This is a genomic window from Quadrisphaera granulorum (assembly GCF_003149145.1).
In the GTDB taxonomy this organism is placed as follows: domain Bacteria; phylum Actinomycetota; class Actinomycetes; order Actinomycetales; family Quadrisphaeraceae; genus Quadrisphaera; species Quadrisphaera granulorum.
In genome coordinates this window covers 16,567-38,334 of the sequence record NZ_QGDQ01000035.1, presented here as the reverse complement: position 1 = coordinate 38,334, position 21,768 = coordinate 16,567, and the positions used below count along the sequence as shown (strand labels likewise).

Below are 21,768 nucleotides of genomic sequence, written 5' to 3'. Positions count from 1 at the left end.
GTCCCATGCTCCGCACCACCTCCACGTTGCGCGCGGTCACCGCAACGATCACCGCGCTGTTGACCACCGCGGCGCTGACCAGCTGTGGCACGACGGCCGCTTCCGGGCCGGAGCCGACCCAGGAGCAGACCTCCCTCGGCAAGACCGAGGGCAGCGTCTCGATCCTTGCGTGGCCCGGCTACGTCGAGGACGGCAGCAACGACCCCACTGTCGACTGGGTCAGCGACTTCGAGACCAAGACGGGCTGCACGGTGACGTCCAAGACGTACGGCACCTCCGACGAGGCCATCAACCTCATGAAGACGGGCGACTACGACGTCGTCGCTGCCTCGGGTGACGCGACCCTGCGCCTCATCGCCGGAGGTGAGGTCACCCCCGTCAACACCGACCTCATCCCCAGCTACGCAGGAATCTTCGACTTCCTCAAGAACCAGGCGTGGAACTCCGTCGACGGCAAGGCCTACGGGGTCCCCCACGGTTACGGCGCCAACCTGCTCATGTACAACACCGACGTCGTCACGCCGCCGCCGACGTCCTGGAGCGTCGTCTTCGACGACGCGTCGCAGTACGCCGGCAAGGTCACCGCCTACGACTCCCCGATCTACATCGCAGACGCGGCGCTCTACCTCATGACCCACAAGCCGGAGCTGGGCATCAAGAACCCCTACGCCCTCGACGACACCCAGCTGGCCGCCGCCGTCGACCTGCTCAAGGCACAGCGCCCGAACGTCGGCGAGTACTGGTCGGACTACCTCAAGGAGATCCAGTCCTTCACCAGCGGTGACTCCGTGGTGGGGACCACCTGGCAGGTCATCCAGAACTCCCTCGCCAAGGAGGGCGTCAAGACAGCCGTCGTCCTGCCGGAGGAGGGGGCCACCGGATGGTCGGACACCTGGATGATCTCCTCGAAGGCCAAGAGCCCCAACTGCTCCTACGCCTGGCTCGACTGGATCGCCAGCCCCGAGGTGAACGCCAAGGCGACCGCCTACTTCGGTGAGGCTCCCTCCAGCCAGGAGGCCTGCACCTTCCGGGACGACTGCGAGGCCTTCCACGCTGGCGACGCCGAGTACGCCTCCAAGATCTGGTACTGGACCACGCCGGTCGCGAAGTGCGTCGACGGACGTACCGACGTCACCTGCACCGACTACGCGAAGTGGACTGCGGCCTGGCAGGAGATCAAGGGCTGAGGCCCCGCGGCCGCAGGGTCGGGACGGCGATGACGTCCCGGCCCTGCGGCCGCCGAGGCACCGCATCCGCAGATCACGAGGACACGATGACGACAGCTCCCTCGGCCGGGATGACCCGGCGCTCCGCCGCCTATCTCGCCACGCACCCCCGGGTCCGCCTGGCCCTCATCCTTTCCGCGCCGCTGACGTGGCTCGCCCTCGTGTACGTGGTCGCGCTGGCGCTGCTGCTCGTCACGGCGCTGTGGACCGTGGACGGGTTCACCGGGCAGATCAGCCCGACGTGGACCCTGGACAACCTGCGGACCGTGGTCACCGGGGCGCTTTACCGCACCGTCACCCTGCGCACGGTCGGCGTGGCGCTGCTGGTCACCGTCATCGACGTCGTCATCGCCCTGCCCATCGCGTTCTACATGGCCAAGGTGGCCTCTCCCCGTGCGCAGCGGCTGCTGGTGATCGCTGTTCTCATGCCCCTGTGGGCCAGCTACCTCGTCAAGGCCTACGCCTGGCGCTCGGTGCTGTCGCAGGACGGCCTGCTGAACTGGCTCGTCGCGCCGGTGGGCCTGCAGGGTCCGGGGTACGGACTGCCCGCCACGGTCATCACCTTGAGCTACCTGTGGCTCCCGTACGTGATCCTCCCGATCTACGCCGGCCTGGAGAAGGTCCCGAACTCCCTGCTGGAGGCGTCCGCCGATCTCGGTGCACCGCCGTGGCGGACGCTGTCCAGCGTCGTCCTGCCGCTCGCGCTGCCGGCCATCATCGCCGGGACGATCTTCAGCTTCTCGCTCTCCCTGGGTGACTACATCACCGTCACGATCGTCGGGGGGACCAGCCAGATGCTGGGCAACCTCGTCTACACCAACGTCGGCGCGGCCAACAACCTCCCGCTCGCGGCGGCGATCGCCCTGGTCCCGATCGTGATCATCTTCGGCTACCTGGCCCTGGTGCGACGCACCGGCGCCCTCGACAACCTCTGAGGCGGGGACGGGCATGCACCTCGGACGTCCGACGCGCGGGCTGCTGGCCGCCATCACCGGCCTGACGCTGGCGGTCATCTACCTACCGCTGGTGGTGGTTCTCATCAACTCCTTCTCGAGCTCGACCTCGCTGTCGTGGCCGCCTCCCGGGTTCACGCTCGAGTGGTGGGTTCGCACCGCGAACAGCGCCGGGGCGCGCGATGCCGTGGTGACGAGCGTCGGCGTGGCGCTCGCCTCCACGGTCATCGCCCTGGTCCTCGGGACCCTCGTGGCCATCGCGCTGCAGCGGTACGACTTCTTCGGGCGGTCGACGGTCAACCTGCTGGTCATCCTGCCGATCGCCCTTCCCGGCATCGTCACGGGCATCGCCCTGAACAACTTCTTCCGCACCATCGCCGGGGTGCCGCTGTCCATCTGGACCGTGGTGGTCGCCCATGCCACGTTCTGCATCGTCACGGTCTTCAACAACGCCGTGGCCCGCCTGCGGCGCACCGGCACCCGGCTGGAGGAGGCCTCGGCCGACCTCGGGGCCGGGGGGTGGACGACGTTCCGACTCGTGACGTTCCCCCAGCTGCGCTCAGCGCTGCTGGCCGGTGGCCTGCTGGCCTTCGCGCTGAGCTTCGACGAGATCATCGTCACGACGTTCACGGCAGGGTCCGGGGTCACGACCCTGCCGATCTTCATCCTCAACAACATGTTCCGCCCGAACCAGGCGCCCGTCGTCGCCGTGATCGCTGTCGTGCTGGTGGTCGTCTCCGTGGTGCCCATCTACCTCGCCCAGCGCCTCTCGGCGGCGGACGTCGACAGGCGCTGACGCGGGGTCAGGACGCTGCGCTGACCGTGCCTCGCGTGGCCGAGGCCACGAGGTCGTCACCGGGCAGTGACTGCCCGGCGGCGAGCGCGGCCGCCCACGTCGCCGTGTCCGTGACGGTCGCGAAGTTCGAGTGCAGCAGCGCCATGAGCGTGCGGTGCAACGACGCGGCGTCCACCGAGCCCGCGTCGTTGGTGAGGTGGATCGCGCCGGTGGCGTCGCTCAGCACCTCCACGGCGAGGCCCAGTGCTTCGGCCTCCACCGCGGACGCCAGCACGCAGTTGTTGCTCATGAACCCCACCAGCGTGATGGTGTCGACGCCCTGCTCGCGCAGCCACGGCAGCAGGTCGGTGCCCGGGAACACGCTGCTGTACTCCTTGACCACGGTCTTCCACGTGTCGCTCCGGCGCGCCTCGACGTCGGGGTGGAGCGCGAAGCCCGGCTGGGTCGGATCGAAGATGGGCGCCCCTTCACCGCCGTCGTGCTGGACGACGACGACGGGCAGCCGCGCGTCCGCCGCGGCGTCGAGGGCGCGCAGGATCTGCGGCAGGGAGTCGGCGAGCGGCGGGTGCTGGATCGCCAGCGGACCGCTGACGTACTCCTGCTGGATGTCGACGACGACGAGAGCGCGGCGGGGTGGCGTCACGGCGGTGCTCGCTCCTCGAAAGGTCAGGGGTGGATCAGGGGTCGGGCCCTGAGCGTCTCACCGTGTCTCACGGCGCGGGTGTGGGGAAGTCGGCGATGGTCGGCAGCTGTCGGCGATCAAGGTTGGCTCACCGTCAGCCGACAAGGAGGCGTGAAGTGGTGGGCGCTCCCCGTGCTCGGAGTCCTCGGCAGCATCGTTCTGAGCGTCCCCGACCTCGACAGCTCGTGGGCGGCCCTGGTGTGCGTGCCGCTCCGGCTGCTCGCCCTGGTGGTGTTGATCGCCTCCGCCCGAAGGCTGCGGGCCGCCGATCCCGGCGCCGACGCCGGGTGGTGGTGGATCGCGGCGGGCATCGCCACCTGGCTCGGGGCCGACGTCCTGCAGTACACGGGCGTGTCGTCGTCCTTGGACATCACCGCCTCCGGCGTGTCGTCGGTGTACCTGTCTGCCTACCCACCACTACTGATCGGCCTGCTGCTGCTGACCTGGCGTGCCTCCGCCCGGGAGGAACGGCTCGGTGGTCTGCTCGACGGGGCGGCGGTGGCGGTCTCCCTGGCACTCGCGGGACTGGTCCTCGCCGTGGGTCGCTCGCTGGAGGCGACGGCCGGCGATGAGCTGCTGGGGCAGATGGTCGACGTCGCCTTCACCGTGGGCGACGTGCTCCTGATCGCGCTCGCCACGTGCCTCGTGTCGGTCTCCCAGCCGCGTCCGGTGGCGCTGATCGTCGCCGCGGCGACGCTGCCGCTCGCCCTGCTGAGCGACTGCCTCTGGTTGCTGGTGCCTGTCAACTCCGCTCTCATCGGGGCCCTCAACAGTCTCCACCTCTTGTGCCACCTCTCCTGGGCGGGCGCGGCCGTGGTGGCCGCTCGAACTCACGAGTCGAGGGCTCCGCGCCCCGACCGGCCCGCCGTCGAGTCGGCGGCGCTGTCACCGCGGCGCCTCGCCGTGCTCGCTGTCGCCGGTGCGCTGCCGGCAGTCCTGCTGGGCACGGTGCCCCACCCCCCGGTAGGCGGCGGCTACGGCGGGGTGGTCGTCGGCGCCGTCGTCCTCGGTGTCCTCGTGCCGCTGCTCGTTCTCCTTCGCCTGGTAGAGGCACTGCGAGCCGTGCGCACGGCTGCCCGAGCGGTCGCGGCGCTGCACCAGGACCTGGAGCACCAGGCAACGCACGACGCACTCACCGGCCCGGCGAACAGGCCACGGGTGCGGACCGTCCTCGCCGAGGCACTGGGCGCTCCAGCACCGGCTGGTGGCTCCACGACGATCGGTCTCCTCTTCATCGACCTCGATGGCTTCAAGGCCGTCAACGACACCCACGGCCACCGCGCCGGCGACGAGGTGCTCCGTGTCACCGCTGCTCGCGCCGCCGCGGTGGTGCGCGGGACGGATACGGTGGGGCGCCTGGGCGGCGACGAGTTCGTCGTCGTCCTCCCTGGCCTCGAGAGCGAGGGCCAGCTCGTGAACATCGCTCGCCGACTCGTGGCCGAGCTGTCACGTCCGATGCAGACGGAGGGCCAGACCGTCGCGGTCGGGGCGAGCATCGGCGCAGCCCTGGCACCGCGCCGCGGCGAGGACGGCGTAGCGGCGGCAGACGCGCTCCTCCATAAGGCCGACCAGGCCGTCTACCGCGCCAAGGCCCAGGGCAAGGGGCGTGTCGTGGTCTTCGACGACGCCATGCGCGCCGAGGCCGTCGAACGAGCCGCCATGGCGGCCGCCCTGCGCACCGCCATCGCCCACGAGCAGCTGGTGCTCCACTACCAGCCCGTCCTCGACCTGGCCTCCGGTCATATCGCAGCGGTCGAGGCGCTGGTGCGCTGGGAGCGGCCCGGGCACGGAGTCGCGGCGCCGGAGAGCTTCCTGCCCGTCGCGGAGGACTCCGACCTGATCTGCGACCTCGACCGCTGGGTGCTGCGCACAGCCCTGCGACAGCAGGCGGCGTGGGCGAGAGCCGCCGCGGACGGGCGCGGTCCGCAGGTCAGCGTGAACCTCTCGCGCAGGCATCTCGCCCGCGCCTCCGTGCTGGACGACGTCATGAACGCGCTGGCGGACAGCGGCGTGGACCCGGGCAGCCTGCTGGTGGAGGTCAGCGAGGCGGGCGCGGTGGCGTCGGCCGCCGTGCGGGAGAACCTGCAGGCCCTTCGCGACCTGGGCGTACGGGTCGCTGTGGACGACGTCGGTCGCAGCTGGACATTCGCCGCGGAGTTGCAGCACCTGCCGTGCGACGTGGTCAAGGTCGATCGGCGCCTCGTCGCCAGGGACGGATCTGGAGCCGCTGAGGTGATGGCGCTCGTCGTCAGAGCCGGCCACGCCCTGGGGATGTCGGTGGTGGCCGAAGGTGTCGAGACCTCCTCGCAGGAGGCGGCTGTCCGCGCCGCCGGCTTCGACAGCGCGCAGGGTCTGCTCTGGTCTGCCGCGGTGCCGGCCCCCGAACTCGACCACCTTTTCGCCGCGGGAGGTGCACGGGCCGTCAGGTCGTGACGCCGGGCTTCTCGTCGTCTCGGGCAAGCCGTCCAGAGGGCATTGCGTGCTGGCGTCCTGGGGGTGGACGAGCACGTCGTCCATGCGGCCGTGCTCGACCACGCCTCCCCGCAGCCGGCTCTGACCCGCGGCTGGCTCTGACGGTCTGCCGCCCGCGTCCCCCGCAGCGACTTAGGTGTGGCTAACCTCAGCACGTGGTCAAGGAGCTGGCCGGGCGAGCCCCGCACGACCCCCAGCCACGTCAGGGGGCTGGCGTGGGTGCTGGCATGCGCGCCTGGGTGGGTGCCTGGCGGGGAGCGCCGGTCCGGCGCACCTCCGGTCGGGTTGCCGGGCTCGTCGTCCTCGTGGCGCTCACCGTGCTGCTCTGCCTCGTCTCGCTCGCTGTCGGAGCCAAGGCAGTACCGCTGGAGCACGCGATCGGCGCGCTCACCGCGTACGACCCGGCCCTCGCCGACCACGTCATCGTGCGGGAGAGCCGCGTGCCGCGGACCCTCGCGGCGCTGTTGGTCGGCGCAGCGCTCGGCCTTGCCGGGACGGTCACGCAGGGTCTGACCCGCAACCCCCTCGCGGACCCGGGACTGCTCGGCGTCAGCGCCGGTGCCTCCCTCGCCGTGGTGTTGGGCCTGCACGTGGTGGGCTTCCAGGACCCCCTCGGCTACGTCTGGTTCTCCCTCGCCGGTGCCGCCGTGACGTCGGTGTTCGTCTTTCTGCTCGGCTCCTCGGGGCCCGGTGGCGCCTCGCCGATGCGCCTGGCACTGGCCGGGGCTGCCACCACCGCGCTGCTCGGGTCGCTGACCGCCGCGGTGCTGCTGCTCGACTCGGCCTCCCTCGACCGCTACCGGTTCTGGGCCGTCGGTGCCGTGGCCGGAGTCCGCCTGAGCACCCTCGCCGACCTGCTGCCCCTCCTCGCCGTCGGTGCGGTGCTCGCGGCAGGCAGCGGACCGCTGCTCAACTCCCTTGCCCTCGGTGACGACCTGGCCCAGGGCCTGGGAGTCCAGCTCGGCCGCAGTCGCGCCCTGTGCGCCACCGCCGTGGTGCTCCTCGTGGGCACCGCCACCGCCATCGCCGGGCCGATCGCCTTCGTCGGCCTCACCGTCCCGCACGTCGCCCGAGCACTGGTTGGCGCCGACCACCGCTGGGTGCTCGCCTACAGCGCGGTGCTCGCCGCCGTCCTGCTGATCGGCTCCGACGTCCTCGGCCGGATGGTCGCCCGCCCCGGAGAGGTGCAGGTGGGTGTCGTCACCGCCGTCGTCGGGGCGCCGTTCTTCATCGCTCTCGTTCGACGCCGCCGGCTGGCGTCGGCGTGAGCCAGCTCGACGTCGCTGCTCCCGCAGCGCAGGTCGCCCGCGCCCGCACCGCCGCGCGGCGGCGCAGCATCGTCGTCGGCGCAGTCCTGGCGGTGCTCGTGACCGCCCTCTTCCTGCTCTCCCTGTCGCTCGGGCACACCATCGTGCCCCCGGCCGACGTCGTCGCCGCGCTGCTCGGCACCGACACCTCCCGGACGGCGTTCACCGTCGTCGAGCTGCGCGCTCCGCGCGCGTTCACGGCGCTCGGGGTGGGCCTGTGCTTCGGCGTCTCCGGGGCGGTGCTCCAGGCGCTCGCCCGCAACCCCCTCGCCAGCCCCGACGTCGTCGGCATCACCGCGGGCGCCAGCACCGGCGCCGTCGCCGTCATCGTCGCGACCAGCGCCGGCACCGGCGCGCTCACCAGCTCGATGGTGTCGACACCGCTCGCCGCGCTCGCGGGAGGCGGCGTGAGCGGCCTGGTGGTCTACCGCCTCGCCAGGGCGAGGGGCGTCGTCACGCCGTACCGCCTCGTGCTCGTGGGTATCGGCGTGTCCGCCGTCCTCACCTCGCTCACCTCCTGGCTGGTCACGCGCGCCAGCATCGACGACGCGCAGAAGGCGGCGGTGTGGCTCGCCGGCTCGCTGGGAGCACGGACCTGGGACGACGCGGTGCCCGCCGTGGGCGCGGCCTGCCTCGTGCTGCCCGCCGCCGCGGTGCTGGCGCGTCGCCTGCGCGTCCTGCAGCTGGGGGAGCAGACCGCGCTCGCGCTCGGTGTCGACGTCCGGCGCACTCGGCGCGCCCTCGTGGCCGTGTCGGTCACCGGGGCTGCGGTGGCGACCGCCGCAGCCGGGCCGATCGCCTTCGTGGCCTTCGTCGCAGCTCCACTGGCCCGCCGCATCGTAGGAAGCACCCTCACCGTGGTGCCGGCGGCGCTCGTGGGGGCGGCCCTCGTGCTCGCCGCCGACCTGGTCGGACGGACGGCGTTCGGAGCCGTGCAGCTCCCGGTGGGCATCGTCACCGGAGTGATCGGCGCCCCGTACCTCATGTGGCTGCTCAGCCGCCCTCAGCGGATTGGGCAGGGCGAGTGACGTGGAACCTCTCGCCGCGCGACTTCCCGTCGCTGAGCCCGCCTATCCAGCCCCTGCTCACCCAGCCCCTGCCCGCCCCGTCTCCGGAGAGGTCATGAATCCGTCCACCGCCCGCGCCACCCACTTCCCGTTGTCACCCCAGTGCTGCGTGCGCGCCGGCCACGCCGGCCACGTCGGCCAGCTGGGCTCCCGCCACTGCGTCCTTGCCGGAGCGGTCCGCCGCACCGCCGCCACGTGGCCCACCGGCCCGACCCGTCGCAGCCTGCTCCGCGTCACCGCGGCCCTCGCGGCCACCGGCTCCCTTGCCGGTGCGAGCGGCTGCGGGCTCGCCGGTCAGGCAGGGCCGTCAACGCAGGAGCCCGCCGGCACCGCCAGCACCGTGCCCTCGCGCGTCATGGCGATGTACGCCACCGAGGCCGACCACGCGCTCGTGCTCGGGCTGCCCGTGGTGGCCGCGTACTCCCCGAACGGTAAGGACTTCCCGCCGTACCAGGGCGACCGGCTCAAGGGCGCCACGCCGATCAGCAGCTACCCTGAGCCCGACCTCGACGCGATCACCTCGGCCGAGCCCGACCTCATCCTCGTCGCCTCGACCGACCTCTACGAGCCCGACGTCATCGACATGCTGCGGAAGATCGCCCCGGTCCGCGCGATGGCTGACGACTCCCAGGACGACTGGCCCACGGCACTGCGTGGTCTCGCGGAGCTGGTGGACCGCACCGACGTCGCCGAGCAGTTCATCGCCGACTACGACGCTCGGTCCGCGCGGCTGCGTGAGCGGGTCCAGGAGCGGTGGGGTGGATCGTCGTTCGCCTACGTCGGCCCCCTCGGTGGCGGTCAGTTCTGGGTGGGGGAGGCGACGATGCTCGTCAGCACCATCCTCCACGAGGAGATGGGGCTGCCGTTCGCCTCGGCGGTGCCGCCGTCGATCGCGGAGCGACGCCTCGACATCTCCTACGAGGAGCTCAGCATGCTTGAGGACGCCGACCTGCTGCTGGTGCGGACCAACCCCGACGAGGGCGGCATCGCGATCGACACGGCCCAGCTGCAGGAGTTCCAGTCGGCGCCGCTGTGGGACCGGCTCCCGGCGGTCGCCGCGGGTCACGTCTTCCTGAACGACGTCTACCTCTACTACACCTCGCCGCTCACGGCCCAGGCCAACCTCGACTGGATCGAGAACACCCTCCTGGCGTGAGGCTGGAGCGCTGTGGCTGCTCACCCGCCCCCTTCCCTTCTGCTGGCACCGTCTCTTCCGATCACACCGTCCCTGGAGAGGTCATGACGTCGACCACCGCGCCCACCCGCACCTGCAGCGCCATCCCCACCAACCGCACTGCCACCCGCTGCACCGTGCCCTGGCCCGCCAGCCGCTGCGGCACCGGCCCCACCCGTCGCAGCCTGCTCCGCGTCACCGCGGCCCTGGCGGCCACCGGCTCCCTCGCGGGCGCGAGCGGCTGCGGCCTGGTTAACCCGACAGGTGCGTCAGCGCAGGGGCCGACGGGCACCGCCAGCACCGTGCCCTCACGCGTCTTGGCGATGTTCGCGACCGAGGCCGACCACGCGCTCGTGCTCGGACTGCCGGTGATCGCCGCCTTCTCCCCGAACGGCAAGGACTTCCCGCGCTACCAGGGCGACCGGCTCAGGGGTGCGACACCGATCAACAGCTTCGATGATCCCGACTTCGACGCGATCATCTCGGCCGAGCCCGACCTGATCCTCGTCGCCTCGCCCGACCTCTACGAGCCCGACGTCATGGACACGCTGCGGAAGATCGCCCCGGTCCACGCGATGGCCGATCACCCCCAGGACGACTGGCGCACGGCGCTGCGGTCTCTCGCAGAGCTGGTGGACCGCACCGACGTCGCCGAGACCTTCATCGCGGACTATGACGCCCGGTCCGCGCAGCTGCGCGAGCGCGTCCAGGAGCGGTGGGGTGGATCGCCGTTCGCCTACCTCGGCCCGCTCGGCAGCGCGCAGTTCTACGTGGCGCAGCCCGAGATGCTCACCAACACCATCCTTCACGAGGAGATGGGGCTGCCGTTCGCCTCGGCGGTGCCGCCGTCGATCGCGGAGCGGCGCATGGACATCTCCTACGAGGAGCTCGGCCTCCTCGACGACGCCGACCTGCTGCTGGTGCGGACCAACCCCGTCGCGGGCGGCATCGAGATCGACACGGCCCAGCTGGAGGGGCTGCAGGCGGCGCCGCTGTGGGACCGGCTTCCGGCCGTCGCCGCGGGGCACGTCTTCCTCATCGACGCCTACCTGTTCTACACCTCGCCGCTCACGGCCCACGCGAACCTCGACTGGATCGAGAAGACGCTGCTGGCGTGAGGCTGGAGCGCTGTGGCTGCTCACCCGCCCCTTCCCTTCTGCTGACACCGTCCCTGGAGAGGTCATGACGTCGATCACCGCGCCCACCCGCACCTGCAGCGCCATCCCCCTCAACCGCACCGCTGCCCGCTGCACCGCGATCTGGGCCGCCACCCGGTGCGGCACCGGCCCGACCCGTCGCAGCCTGCTCCGCGTCACCGCGGCCCTCGCGGCCACCGGCTCCCTCGCGGGCGCAAGCGGCTGCGGCCTTGCCCACCCGACAGGTGCGTCCGCGCAGGGGCCGACGGGCACCGCCAGCACCGTGACGTCACGCATCACGGCCATGTACGCCACCGAGGCTGACTACGCGCTCGTACTGGGGCTGCCGGTGGTGGCCTCGTACTCCTCCAACGGCAAGGACTTCCCGCCGTACCAGGGCGACCGACTCGCGGGGGCGACGCCGATCAGCAGCTTCCCCGAGCCCGACCTCGACGCGATCACCTCGACCGAGCCCGACCTGATCCTTGTCCCTTCGCCCGACCTCTACGAGCCCGACGTCATGGACACGCTGCGGAAGATCGCCCCGGTCCACGCGATGTCCGAGGACGCCCAGGACGACTGGCGCAAGGCTCTGCGGTCTCTCGCGGAGCTGATGGACCGCAGCGACGTCGCCGAGCAGTTCATCGCCGACTACGACGCCCGGTCCGCGCAGCTGCGCGAGCGCGTCCAGGAGCGGTGGGGCGGCTCGACCTTCGCCTACATCGGCGCCATGGGCACCGGTCAGTTCTACGTGGCGCAGCCCGAGATGCTCACCAACACCATCCTCCACGAGGAGATGGGGCTCCCGTTCGCCTCGGCGGTCCCGCCTTCGGTGGAGGAGCGGCGCACCGACATCTCCTACGAGGAGCTCGGCCTCCTCGACGACGCCGACCTCCTGCTCGTGCGCACCAACCCCGTCGAGGGAGGCACGGAGGTCGACACGGCACAGCTGCAGGAGCTGCAGTCGGCTCCCCTGTGGAGCCGCGTGCCGGCGGTCGCAGCCGGTCACGTGTTCCTCATCGAGGGCGACATCTACTACACGTCTCCACTCACCGCCTCGGCCAACCTCGACTGGATCGAGAAGACGCTGCTGGCGTGAGCCTGACCAGCGCGGACGTGCCCTCCCGCTCACCGCAGGAGTGGTGGGAGGGCCGCTTCGAGGAGCACCAGGCCCGGCACGACGAGCTGCACGACGTCGGTCTCGACGGCACCTGGGCCGACCTCGCCGACCTGCTGAAGCCCGGTGCCCTCCAGGCCTTGCACGGCAGGATCGTGGTCGCCGAGAACGCCCCCGCCAACACCGCGGCGAAGTGGGCTCTGACCTGGACCGTCGGTCCGGTGGCCGCCGCGGTCGGGTACGCGTGGGCGACCACCGGCGCAGGCGTGCTGGCCGGCACCGGGAGCTGCCGTCTGAGGTTCAACCCCGGCGGGTGGCCCGAGCGGGTCGACCTCCGCGGCTCCACGATCCTCGTGCCAAACGGCCACGCGTGGGCCGAGTGCCCAGGCGTGGAGGTGGCGCCTGTTGAGGAGCTGCTGCGTCGTACCCGAGACGCGCTCGTCGCCGTCGCCTCGCCGTTCGTGACCGCGCTGCGCCCGCTGGGCAAGGTGGGCGCCACCTCGCTGTGGGCGGAGGTCGCCGACGACGTCGGGCTGTGCCTCACCCATGCGCCGGGGCTCGATGTCACCGACGACATGGTCAGCCGACTCGCGGCACTGCTGGACCTTCCCGGCAGCCCGTGGAAGGCGCGACCCGACGTGCGCGCAGCCCCGGTGGAGGGTGGCCGTGGGTGCCTGGCCCGCAAAGCCGGCTGCTGCCTCGCCTACCTCGTGCCCGAGGAGACGAGGACGGACGACGACGGCGACCCGCCGGCGCGGCACCAGGCCTGGGCCGCCCGGTTCCCTGCGGCCTCGGACCCGAAGCCGCGCACATGCAGTACCTGCTCGCTGCGCGAGCTCGCCGACTGCGAGGAGCGCCAGCGGGCGTGGTTCGAGATCGACAGGCAGTTTTCGGGCGGCGCGCAGAGTTGAGCCGGGGCGCCGCCCGAGCACTGGTGCAACAGAACCGTCCGCTGCCGCGTCACGCTGATCGGGGCGGTCGGCCGGGGAGGCGCGCATGAGCTCGAGGCGGTATATGGCGGTGGGGTTTGCCTTGCTGGGCTGCTCGTGCTCACCGGCTGCGGGGACGCCGGATCCGTGGGGACGACGACGGAGGCCGGCGCGCCGTCGTCCTCGTCCTCTCCCTCCGTCAACGACGTCTCGGCGATCGTCGCGGCCGCATCGGAGCCCTTGAAGGCGTCCATGGACGGTCCCGTGAAGTCTTCGACGGCCGGCTACGACTGGGCCTCGGACAGCGGGCTCGTCGAGTTGCACCCCTGGCCGGGCCGGAACTTCGCCGACGTCGTCGCCGGTGCTCCGTCGGTCGTCTCGGTGCCCGGCGTGGTCGACATCGACGGGAACCCGGCGCGTGTGGCGGTCAGGTACGCCGAGTTCGGGGGCTTGGAGTTTGGCTGATCCGTGGTCTGGGTGATGCGGTCGCTCGCCAGAGCGCCGGGGTGATCATCAGGCAGCCGACCGCCAAGAGCGTGATGACTGCCTGCCCGAATCGGCCGGCGGTGACGCCGGTGGCGTCGTCAAAAGCGTAGTTGGCGAGCGTGTTGGCGGCGGCGTCGGTGACGAGAACACCGACGGTGAGCAGCACGCCGACGCGATGCCTCCGCAGCAGCAGTACCGCGGCGAGCGGATCGAGGAGGGTCAGCGAGACGAAGTACAGCCGGAGCCACGCGGGCAGCGCCGGATACGGCTGACCCCGCGCGGTCAGCAGCTGCGCGACGTGCACAGCGGTGCCGTAGAAGAGCAGTAGGACGAGGACGACGACGGCGACGCGCAACCAGCGGGGCTGCTGCGGCCACCGGCGCATCACCCGTCCAGCGTCTCAGCCGTTCGAGTCGTTCGAGTCGTCCGAGGGGAAACGCGCCGCCCACGTCGCCAGAGCGTCCTTCATCGGCGTTGCGGTCAGGCGGTATATCCGCTCTCTGCCGTGCAGCTCGGCGGTGATGAGGCCGGCTTCCTGGAGCAGGCGCAGGTGGCGGCTCGTCGTCTGCCAGGTGTTCTCCATGCCTTCCGCGATCTTGCCGGAGGTCATGGCGCCCCCGTAGGCCTGCAGGCGCACGAGGATCGCCCGCCGGGTGCGGTGCGACAGGGCTGCGAAGAGCGCGTCGAGCTCGTCCAGGTCCGCCAGGCCACGGACCGACGGCTCTTGGCGCTCGGGTGCGGGGTCGCTCACGGGGTGACGGTTACCCGGACGAACTCGGAGAAGGTCAGCCCCCGGGGAACGGCCTCGGGGGTGCGGCTCTCGACGGTGTTGGCCAGCCGGGTCCAGACGGGGATGACATCGGGGTGCTCGTGGGCCGGTCCCATGACCTGCGGCAGCCAGTGAGCCATCTCGATGTACGTGCGCGGCTGGGCGACGCTGCGGAAGAGGACGGGCTCGGCCTCGGTGATGAAGCCGAGCCGGCGCAGAACGCGCCAGCTCTCGGGGATGGTCCGTTCGAACTCGTCCTGGCAGCCCGGCCGCACGTAGTACGTGCCGAAGGTCGTCTCCTGCAGCAAATCATCAGCCATAGCGCTTACTGTAAGCCTATCGGCTGAGAGATATCCACACCCGAGGCTCACGGCACTCCGATACATGCCGTTAGCAAGAGCCGGGCGTCGTGATGACGGTCGAGCCGGGCCTGTACTTCCACGCCCGCGACCTCACCGTGCCCCCGGAGCTGCGCGGGGTCGGGGTGCGCCTGGAGGACGACCTGCTGGTCACGCAGGACGGCCACGAGGTGCTGTCAGGGGCGCTGCCGATCGACGTCGACGACGTGGAGACCTGGGCCTGCGACGTCATGGCCGGCCGGCTGCAGCCGAGCCCTCCGGACCCGCGCCGCTGATACGAGCAGCGCCACCACCAGGGTGGCCGCCCCGAGCGGCGCGAGCAGAGGAGCTACCGCCAGGACCCCTATGCCCGTGCTGACGCCGAGCGCCGCACCGAGCAGGACGGCGGTCGGCCAGCGCAATGCCGGCCGCCCCGGCAGTACGCGGGCCAGCAGCGCAGCCGCCATCAGCCCCAGGACAGCTGCCCCAACGAGCATGAGCGCGATGTTCGACTCCGGTCCCCGCAGCGCGTCAAGGCCTCGCAGCAGGACGGCGACGACGACGGCAGCGGTCACCAGCAGCGCGGTCCGGCTCCGCCCCGGGACCACCAGCAGGGGCACCGCGACCACCACGAGCGCCAGCGCGACGCTGCCCACCGCCAGGCCGAGGTTCATCGAGGGCAGCGAGGCGAAGGGCACCCCCGCGTAGACCAGTGCGTCCTGCCAGAAAATGCCCCACAGGGCGTGCACCGTCGCCGCCGACCCCACGAGCAGCGCCGCGACCGCCAGCTGCCCCGCCGCGGCGGCCCGTCGTCCGTCGGCCACAAGAGGACGACGACGGCGAGGGAGCGGCGACGGAACTGGAGCCTGCGCCCTCGGCACGACGCGAGGTGCGGGGTCTCGGCGTCGCACCAGGCATGCGGCGGCCACGCCGGCGCCCACGACCACCGAGGAGCCGAGGGCGAGGGCGCCGAGGCCGAGGAACAGCGACGTCGGGGCGCCCAGCACCACGGCGAGGGCGCGCCGCACGAGGGCCCGAGGGCGGTGCTGGCCGCGGGTGTCGCGCAGGGCCGGCACCACGGACAACACCCCGTCCCACACGGCTGCGGCTGCGACGGTCCCCACGACCGCGGCGGCGAGGAAGAGCGGCCAGGTCGCCGCCGCGAAGGGCGTCTGCTCCAGCCCGGGGTCGGCCCTCTCGAAGCCCACGCCCCACGACGTCGACGTGACCGACGCCACGCCCCACGCGACCACGGCGGCGGTGCCCGCGAGGACCGACGCCGGGTCGCTCAGCACTCGCAGGCTGCGCAGCAGGGCCACCGCCCCCAGGCTGACCAGGGCGGGGGCGGCGGCAGACGCCAGGAGCTGCGCCAATGCAGCGGGCGTGGTGAGCACCTCCCAGCCCGTAGAGGGCGAGCGGCCGTCGCCCCCGAGCTGGGTGAACAGCAGGACGACGGAGACCAGCGAAGCGAGAGCGCCGGCGGTGGCCAGCCCCCACCCGGCGGCTGGCGTGAGTCGCTCGGCGGTGCCGTGCACCCGCACCGACCACGCGTCAGCGCGAGAGGGACGGGCGCGGCCGGCGTCGTCGTCGGCGTCCCTCATCGTCGCGAGGAAGACCTCGCCGTGGGCGTCCCGCCACGCTCGCGGGTACCAGCGCAGCAGCCGCTCGTACGGATCGCGGGGCGCGCTCACGAGGTGGTGACCAGGGCGTGTCCGAGCTGGGGCCGTGCCTGCAGCTGCTGCTGGGCCGCCCGGGCCCGGGCGAGGAGGCGCTCGGCCTCAGCCGTGAGCTGGCCGCGGCCGTCGGGGGTGATCTCGTAGGTGCGGCGGGCGCGCCCGTCGACCACCTCCTCGGAGACCAGGCGCACGAGTCCCTGCTGGCTGAGCCTGTCGAGCGTGGCGTACAGCGTGGTGACGCGCAGGCTCGTGGTTCCGCCGGAGAGCTCGCCGACGCGCTTGAGCACGGCGTAGCCGTGGAGAGGTCCTTCGGCGAGGGCGGTGAGGACCCAGAAGGCGGGTTCGGTGAGCGGAGGCATGCCGTGGAGTATTCCCACACCGGGAGTATCGATGCAAGCCTCGCCGGTGCCCCATGCCGACGCACGTGACGGAGAGGGGTCAAGCGGCGGGGGGGTGTGGTTAGGTGTGCCTCACCTAAGTTTGTGGTCGTCTCTGGAGGCTCCGTTGTTCCTGCCCAGCGCGGTGGGCCGCGTCCGCACCGCCCTCACCGCCCTCGTGGTCCTCACCGCCGTCGCACTGGTCGCCGGGTGCGGCGGCTCGGCCGCACCCGGCGCCTCGACCACGGACGCCTCATCTTCCGCTGCTGCGTCCGGGGAGGCCTTCCCCGTCGCGATCGACCACGTCTATGGAACGACGACGATCGATGCCGAGCCCCAGCGCGTCGTGACGCTCGGGTGGGGTTCCCAGGATGCCGTCGCCGCCCTGGGCGTGGTGCCGGTCGGCGTCACCGACTTCACCTGGGGCACGGTCGACACCTACCTGCCGTGGTTCGCCGACAAGGTCACCGAGCTCGGCGGTCAGATGCCCGAGGTGGTCGAGGCGCTGGACAGCGGCGAGTACGACTACGAGCAGATCCTCGGCCTGGAGCCCGACGTCATCATCGCCCGGCACTCCGGCATCACGCAGGCCCAGTACACGCGGCTCAGCGAGATCGCTCCGACCATCGCCTACCGCAGCGAGGCCTGGGCCGCCGATTGGCAGGACGTCCAGCTCACCGTCGGTGAGGCCCTCGGCCGCCGGCAGGCGGCGCAGGAGGTCATCGACGAGACCAACGCCACCATCGCCGCGCACGCCGCCGCACACCCCGAGTTCCAGGGCAAGACCTTCGCCTACGGGTCTCCCTGGACCGAGGGTGAGGCCGTCATGGGTCTGTACGGCGTCGACGACGCCCGCGTGAAGCTCATCGAGCAGCTCGGCTTCACCCCCGCGCCCGCCGTGGTGGAGAGGTCGAAGGCGACGAAGGACGCCGGGTTCGAGGTCAGCCTTGAAGAGCTCGACACCGTCGACACCGACGTCCTGCTCATCTGGGCGAACGACCAGGCCCAGTGGGAGGGCATGAAGGCGCAGCCGCTGCTCGGCGCATGGGCCCCGATCGCCCAGGGCAGGACCTACGCCATGCCCGAGCAGGGCCTGGCCTGGGCCTCCAGCGCTCCGTCGGCGCTGGCCATCCCGTGGTCGCTCGACACGGTCGTCCCGGCGCTCGCCGTGATCGTCGCCAAGGGCTGAGCCGGGTGACCAGCCCGCCGGTGGGACCGGCCCGGTCGATCTCGCCGGCCCGGTCGGCGCGGCCGGTCCAGTCGGTCGACCGCGGCCAGCAGTCCCGCCGGACGGCGGGACTGCTGGCTCTGATCGTGGCGCTCGCCGTGGCCTGCCTGGTCAGCGCGAGCGTCGGAGCGCGAGACCTGTCCCTGGGGCAGACCTGGCAGGCGCTGGTCGACCGCGGCAGCGGCCAGGCCAGCCTGGTGTTGTGGGAGTCGCGGATCCCTCGCACCCTGACGGGGCTGGTGGTCGGACCGGCCCTTGGCGCCTGCGGTGCGCTGATCCAGGCGTACACGCGCAACCCCCTGGCTGACCCCGGCATCCTCGGTGTCAACGCCGGTGCGGTGCTGGGGGTCACGCTCGGCATCGGCGTCCTCGGGATCTCCGCCGCCGCCGGCTACGTGTGGTTCGCCTTCGTGGGCGCCCTCGTGGCCACGCTCGTCGTCTACGTCCTCGGTAGCCGTGGTGGAGGCGCTAGTCCGGAGCGCGTGACGCTGGCGGGGGTGGCCCTGGGAGCCGTGCTCAGCGGCATCGCCACGGGCATAGCCCTGCGCGACCGCAACGTCTTCACCGCCACCCGGTTCTGGGGAGTGGGCTCGCTCGCGAGCAGCGACATCAGCCAGACATGGACGCTCGTTCCCTTCGTCGTCCTCGGGCTGGTCCTGGCGCTGCTGCTCTCGCGCTCCCTCAACGCGCTCGCGCTCGGAGACGACCTCGGGCGCTCCCTCGGCGCCCGGGTGGGCACCGTGCGCGTGCTGACCGTCGTCGCGGTCACCCTGCTGGCCGGCGGCGCGACCGCCATCGCCGGTCCGATCGCCTTCGTCGGCCTCATGGTCCCGCACGCCGTGCGCTGGGTCACCGGTCCTGACCAGCGGTGGATCATCCCCACGTCGATGGTGGCCGGGGCGGTGCTGCTCCTTGTCTCCGACGTCCTGGCCCGCGTCGTCCTGCCCTCCGGGGAGGTCCGGGTGGGTCTCGTCACGGCGGTGGTGGGCGCCCCGGTGCTCATCGCCCTCGTCCGACGACGACAGCTGAGCGCCCTGTGAGCGCGCACCCGACCTCCGCCCCGGGCGTCGCCGACCAGCAGGTGACGCTCCGCCTCGCGCTCGGGGGCGCCAGGGTCTCCGCGCGACTGGCCCGCCGCTCGGCCCTCGTGTGCGCCACCCTCGCCGGTCTCGTCGTGCTGGCAGGGGTGATCACCCTGGCGGTGGGCACCACGACGCTGTCCGTGGGGGAGCTCGTCGACGTGCTCACCGGAGGTGGCGACCGCCGCAGCCAGCTCGTGGTGCTGGGGTGGCGGTTGCCGCGGCTCGCCTTCGCCGTGGCGTGCGGCGTGGCGCTCGGCCTCGCCGGGGCGGTCATGCAGTCCCTGACGCGCAACCCCCTCGGGTCCCCGGACGTGCTCGGGCTCGACGCCGGCTCCTTCACCGGGGTGCTCGCGGTGACGCTCGTGGCCGGTTCCGGCTCCTTCGTGGCCATCGCCGCGGGGTCCCTCGTCGGGGGGCTGGTCACCGCAGCTGCGGTCTACGGCCTGGCGTACCGCGGGGGCGTGCAGGGCTTCCGGCTCCTCATCGTGGGCATCGCCGTGGCGGCCCTCCTGGCCTCCGTGAACTCCGCTCTGCTGCTGGAAGCCTCCGAGGAGCTCGCCCTCGCCGCGTCCGTGTGGGCCGCCGGCTCGCTGTCCGACCTCGGCTACGACCAGCTGCGGCCCTTCCTCGTGGGGCTCGTCGTCCTGCTGCCGGTGGTGGCCTGGCTCTCGCCCTCCCTCGAACAGGGAGAACTCGGCGACGCCGCCGCCGCGGCACTCGGAGCCCGGCCCGAGCGCACGCGCGCGCTGGCGACGCTCACCGCGGTGGCGCTGACCTCGCTCGTGACCGCCGTCGCCGGACCGATCGCCTTCGTCGCGCTCGTGGCGCCGCAGCTCGCCCGTCGTCTGACGCGCAGCGCCGGAGTGGGCCTGGTGGCCGCGGCGACCACCGGGGCCCTGCTCCTGGTCTGCGCGGACTTCGCCGCCGCGCGACTGACCCTTCCCGTCGGCGTCGTGACCGTCGCGGTGGGAGGCGCCTTCTTCCTGTGGCTGCTCGTGAGGGAGTACCGACGATGACGACGCACGCAGCGCACCACACGCGCCACCCTGAAACCACCAACCCGGCACCCCCGCCGCGCCTGGAGGAGCAGAGCTCTCCGCCGCGCCTGGAGGCGCGAGGGATCACCATCGGCTACGGCAAGCGCGTCATCAGCACCGACCTGCACGCGCTCGTCCCCGAAGGGTCCTTCACCGCGATCATCGGCCCCAACGCCAGCGGCAAGTCCACGCTCCTGCGGGCCCTGGCGCGGCTGCTCAAGCCCACCGCGGGAACGGTGCAGCTTGCCGGACGCGACCTGCAGGACTACGCCCCCAAGGAGCTCGCACGCGCGCTCGGTCTGCTGCCGCAGACCGCCACCGCCCCCGACGGCATCACCGTGGCCGGACTGGTCTCCCGAGGCCGCTTCCCGCACCAGAACGCCCTGGACCGCTGGTCGCTGCGCGACGAGGAGGCCGTGACCCGGGCGCTCGCGGCCACCGGTGTCGCCGACCTGGCCACCCGGCTGGTCTCCGAGCTGTCCGGAGGGCAGCGCCAGCGGGTGTGGGTGGCGATGGTGCTGGCCCAGCAGAGCGACGTCCTGCTGCTGGACGAACCCACGACCTACCTGGACATCGCCCACCAGGTCGCGGTGATGGACCTCTTCCAGGACCTCAACCGCCGCGACCGGCACACCCTGGTGGCCGTCCTGCACGACCTGAACCAGGCCGCGCGCTACGCCTCGCACGTCATCGCTGTCGCCGACGGCGCTGTAGCAGCCACGGGGCGACCCGAGGACGTCGTCACCGAGGAGACCGTCGAGCGGGTCTTCGGCCTCCCGTGCCGCGTCATCGAGGACCCCGAGACCGGCACCCCGCTCGTCGTCCCCCGCGCCCGCCCCCTCCCCGACGACGGCGCAGACGCCGCCACCGACACCACCGCCGCCGACCCTTCCGCACCCACCGCGACACCGGACGGAGCTGACACCCCATGAGCACCCAGACCACGTCCCGCACCGACGCCACCACCGACGTCTCCACCGACGTCTCCATCGACGCTGACCAGCCGACCCGAGACCCCGGGCGCATCCGCCGAGCCGAGGTTCTCTCGACCCACCCGGTGGGAGAGGGGATGATCCGCGTGGTGCTCGGTGGGGAGGACATGACGGACTTCGCCAGCACCGGGGTGGGGGATGAGTACGTGCGCCTCTTCCTGCCCCATCCCGGCCAGACCGACGTCGTGATGCCCTTCGCGTCGGGGGACCACTGGGAGTACCCCGAGGGCGCCGACCCCGGGCCGATGCGCTGCTACACCATCCGCGCCCTGCCGGCGCCCGGCCAGGTGGCCATCGACTTCGTCGTCCACGAGGGGGGAGTCGCCGCCAGCTGGGCGCAGAACGCCAGCCCCGGCGACGTCATCGGGATGAACACCCCGAAGGGGTTGTACGAGCGGCCGGAGGACGCGCGCTGGCAGCTGCTCGTGGCGGATGCCACGGGTCTTCCGGCGCTGGCCCGGCTGCTCGAGCAGGCCCCGCCGGACGTGCGCAGCCGCGCCGTCGTCGAGGTGCCCGACGCCTCCCACCGCATCGACCTGACCTGTCCGGGGCCGCTGGAGGTGGTCTGGCTGGTCGGGGGCAACGGCCACGGCCCGTCGGGGCTGCTGGAGGCACTGCAGGCGATGACCCTCCCGTCGGAGCCCGGATACGTCTGGTTCGCCGGGGAGGCGCGCGTGCAGCGCGCCGTGCGCAAGCACCTGCGTCACGAGCGTCGTCTGCCCGGTGCCGCCTACAAGGTGGTCGGGTACTGGATCGAGCGGGCCGAGGAGTGGACGCGGACCTGGGAGGGCCTGGACGGCGGGGTGCGGTCGCAGCTGGAGGCGCTGTGGGCCGACGAGACCCGCGACCCCGAGGCCGTGGCCGACGAGGTGGACGCGCTCTACGACTCCGCCGGCCTCTGAGGCGTCCCGGGCTCCGATGACC

22 protein-coding genes and 1 pseudogene are annotated in these 21,768 nt (G+C 72.3%); 17 read left to right on the top strand and 6 right to left on the bottom strand.

Annotation, left to right across the window (positions count from 1 at the left end; genetic code table 11):
• Positions 1-5: 5 nt before the first annotated feature.
• The 3 genes from BXY45_RS20025 to BXY45_RS20015 all read left to right on the top strand — a co-directional run bounded on the left by BXY45_RS20025 (position 6) and on the right by BXY45_RS20015 (position 2,975).
• The gene (locus BXY45_RS20025; RefSeq protein WP_109776298.1) at positions 6-1,187 is read left to right on the top strand and encodes an ABC transporter substrate-binding protein; all 1,182 of its coding nucleotides are present in this window, start codon (positions 6-8) and stop codon (positions 1,185-1,187) included.
• An 86-nt stretch (positions 1,188-1,273) separates the two neighbouring features.
• The gene (locus BXY45_RS20020; protein ID WP_170131637.1) at positions 1,274-2,161 is read left to right on the top strand and encodes an ABC transporter permease; all 888 of its coding nucleotides are present in this window, start codon (positions 1,274-1,276) and stop codon (positions 2,159-2,161) included.
• A gap of 13 nt (positions 2,162-2,174) precedes the next feature.
• On the top strand, positions 2,175-2,975 hold the full coding sequence (locus BXY45_RS20015; protein ID WP_109776296.1) for an ABC transporter permease: 801 nt from the start codon (positions 2,175-2,177) through the stop codon (positions 2,973-2,975).
• A 7-nt stretch (positions 2,976-2,982) separates the two neighbouring features.
• Here BXY45_RS20015 and BXY45_RS20010 read toward each other — a convergent pair whose 3' ends face one another.
• Positions 2,983-3,618 carry an isochorismatase family protein gene (locus tag BXY45_RS20010; RefSeq protein WP_109776295.1) on the bottom strand — a complete coding sequence of 212 codons (636 nt, stop codon included), beginning with the start codon at positions 3,616-3,618 and terminating at the stop codon, positions 2,983-2,985.
• A gap of 150 nt (positions 3,619-3,768) precedes the next feature.
• On the opposite strand from BXY45_RS20010, the gene BXY45_RS20005 reads away from it, so the two are divergent.
• The 8 genes from BXY45_RS20005 (at position 3,769) to BXY45_RS19970 (ending at position 13,324) form a co-directional block, all read left to right on the top strand.
• Positions 3,769-6,090 carry a putative bifunctional diguanylate cyclase/phosphodiesterase gene (locus BXY45_RS20005; RefSeq protein ID WP_109776294.1) on the top strand — a complete coding sequence of 774 codons (2,322 nt, stop codon included), beginning with the start codon at positions 3,769-3,771 and terminating at the stop codon, positions 6,088-6,090.
• Between the two features lie 266 nt (positions 6,091-6,356).
• Positions 6,357-7,397: a FecCD family ABC transporter permease gene (locus BXY45_RS20000; protein WP_109776308.1), complete on the top strand. Its 1,041-nt coding sequence runs from the start codon at positions 6,357-6,359 to the stop codon at positions 7,395-7,397.
• Positions 7,394-8,464, top strand: coding sequence for a FecCD family ABC transporter permease (locus BXY45_RS19995; RefSeq protein ID WP_109776293.1), 1,071 nt, complete (start codon positions 7,394-7,396; stop codon positions 8,462-8,464). Before BXY45_RS20000 ends, BXY45_RS19995 begins: the two co-directional genes overlap by 4 nt.
• A gap of 94 nt (positions 8,465-8,558) precedes the next feature.
• The gene (locus BXY45_RS19990; protein ID WP_109776292.1) at positions 8,559-9,659 is read left to right on the top strand and encodes an ABC transporter substrate-binding protein; all 1,101 of its coding nucleotides are present in this window, start codon (positions 8,559-8,561) and stop codon (positions 9,657-9,659) included.
• Positions 9,660-9,742: 83 nt separating this feature from the next.
• The gene (locus BXY45_RS19985; RefSeq protein ID WP_109776291.1) at positions 9,743-10,795 is read left to right on the top strand and encodes an ABC transporter substrate-binding protein; all 1,053 of its coding nucleotides are present in this window, start codon (positions 9,743-9,745) and stop codon (positions 10,793-10,795) included.
• Positions 10,796-10,859: 64 nt separating this feature from the next.
• Positions 10,860-11,912 (top strand): ABC transporter substrate-binding protein, encoded by a 1,053-nt coding sequence (locus BXY45_RS19980; RefSeq protein WP_109776290.1) that lies wholly within the window; start codon positions 10,860-10,862, stop codon positions 11,910-11,912.
• Positions 11,909-12,841: a hypothetical protein gene (locus BXY45_RS19975; RefSeq protein ID WP_109776289.1), complete on the top strand. Its 933-nt coding sequence runs from the start codon at positions 11,909-11,911 to the stop codon at positions 12,839-12,841. The genes BXY45_RS19980 and BXY45_RS19975 overlap by 4 nt, the downstream gene beginning before the upstream one ends.
• 165 nt (positions 12,842-13,006) lie before the next feature.
• A complete protein-coding gene (locus BXY45_RS19970; protein WP_146211293.1) occupies positions 13,007-13,324 on the top strand; it encodes a hypothetical protein in 318 nt (105 codons plus the stop codon).
• On the opposite strand, the gene BXY45_RS19965 is transcribed toward BXY45_RS19970, so the two are convergent.
• Genes BXY45_RS19965 through BXY45_RS23565 form a run of 3 tightly spaced genes read right to left on the bottom strand, consistent with a single transcriptional unit; the run spans position 13,287 to position 14,434 of the window.
• Complete coding sequence (locus BXY45_RS19965; RefSeq protein ID WP_342799589.1) at positions 13,287-13,730, bottom strand: hypothetical protein; 444 nt, start codon at positions 13,728-13,730, stop codon at positions 13,287-13,289. The genes BXY45_RS19970 and BXY45_RS19965 overlap by 38 nt on opposite strands.
• 15 nt (positions 13,731-13,745) lie before the next feature.
• Entirely contained in the window at positions 13,746-14,096 is a 351-nt protein-coding gene (locus tag BXY45_RS23570; RefSeq protein WP_170131636.1) for an ArsR/SmtB family transcription factor, read from the bottom strand.
• Positions 14,093-14,434 carry a hypothetical protein gene (locus BXY45_RS23565; protein ID WP_170131635.1) on the bottom strand — a complete coding sequence of 114 codons (342 nt, stop codon included), beginning with the start codon at positions 14,432-14,434 and terminating at the stop codon, positions 14,093-14,095. The genes BXY45_RS23570 and BXY45_RS23565 overlap by 4 nt, the downstream gene beginning before the upstream one ends.
• A gap of 80 nt (positions 14,435-14,514) precedes the next feature.
• Here BXY45_RS23565 and BXY45_RS19955 point away from each other — a divergent pair.
• Positions 14,515-14,748, top strand: a pseudogene (locus BXY45_RS19955) (M24 family metallopeptidase); the annotation flags it as partial.
• Here BXY45_RS19955 and BXY45_RS19950 read toward each other — a convergent pair.
• Together BXY45_RS19950 and BXY45_RS19945 are read right to left on the bottom strand one after the other, a co-directional pair.
• Entirely contained in the window at positions 14,650-16,143 is a 1,494-nt protein-coding gene (locus BXY45_RS19950) for a hypothetical protein (protein ID WP_109776286.1), read from the bottom strand. The pseudogene BXY45_RS19955 and the gene BXY45_RS19950 sit on opposite strands and share 99 nt — an antisense overlap.
• Positions 16,140-16,487, bottom strand: a complete 348-nt coding sequence (locus BXY45_RS19945; protein ID WP_109776285.1) for a PadR family transcriptional regulator — start codon at positions 16,485-16,487, stop codon at positions 16,140-16,142. Before BXY45_RS19945 ends, BXY45_RS19950 begins: the two co-directional genes overlap by 4 nt.
• 145 nt (positions 16,488-16,632) lie before the next feature.
• Between BXY45_RS19945 and BXY45_RS24380 the strand changes: the two genes are divergently transcribed.
• Genes BXY45_RS24380 through BXY45_RS19920 form a run of 5 tightly spaced genes read left to right on the top strand, consistent with a single transcriptional unit; the run spans position 16,633 to position 21,746 of the window.
• Entirely contained in the window at positions 16,633-17,694 is a 1,062-nt protein-coding gene (locus tag BXY45_RS24380) for an iron-siderophore ABC transporter substrate-binding protein (RefSeq protein ID WP_245961947.1), read from the top strand.
• A 20-nt stretch (positions 17,695-17,714) separates the two neighbouring features.
• Positions 17,715-18,773, top strand: a complete 1,059-nt coding sequence (locus BXY45_RS19935; protein ID WP_425468342.1) for a FecCD family ABC transporter permease — start codon at positions 17,715-17,717, stop codon at positions 18,771-18,773.
• Positions 18,770-19,831, top strand: a complete 1,062-nt coding sequence (locus BXY45_RS19930) for a FecCD family ABC transporter permease (RefSeq protein ID WP_211319774.1) — start codon at positions 18,770-18,772, stop codon at positions 19,829-19,831. Before BXY45_RS19935 ends, BXY45_RS19930 begins: the two co-directional genes overlap by 4 nt.
• Entirely contained in the window at positions 19,828-20,784 is a 957-nt protein-coding gene (locus tag BXY45_RS19925; RefSeq protein ID WP_109776282.1) for an ABC transporter ATP-binding protein, read from the top strand. Before BXY45_RS19930 ends, BXY45_RS19925 begins: the two co-directional genes overlap by 4 nt.
• The gene (locus tag BXY45_RS19920; RefSeq protein ID WP_109776281.1) at positions 20,781-21,746 is read left to right on the top strand and encodes a siderophore-interacting protein; all 966 of its coding nucleotides are present in this window, start codon (positions 20,781-20,783) and stop codon (positions 21,744-21,746) included. Before BXY45_RS19925 ends, BXY45_RS19920 begins: the two co-directional genes overlap by 4 nt.
• The last annotated feature ends 22 nt before the right edge of the window (positions 21,747-21,768 follow it).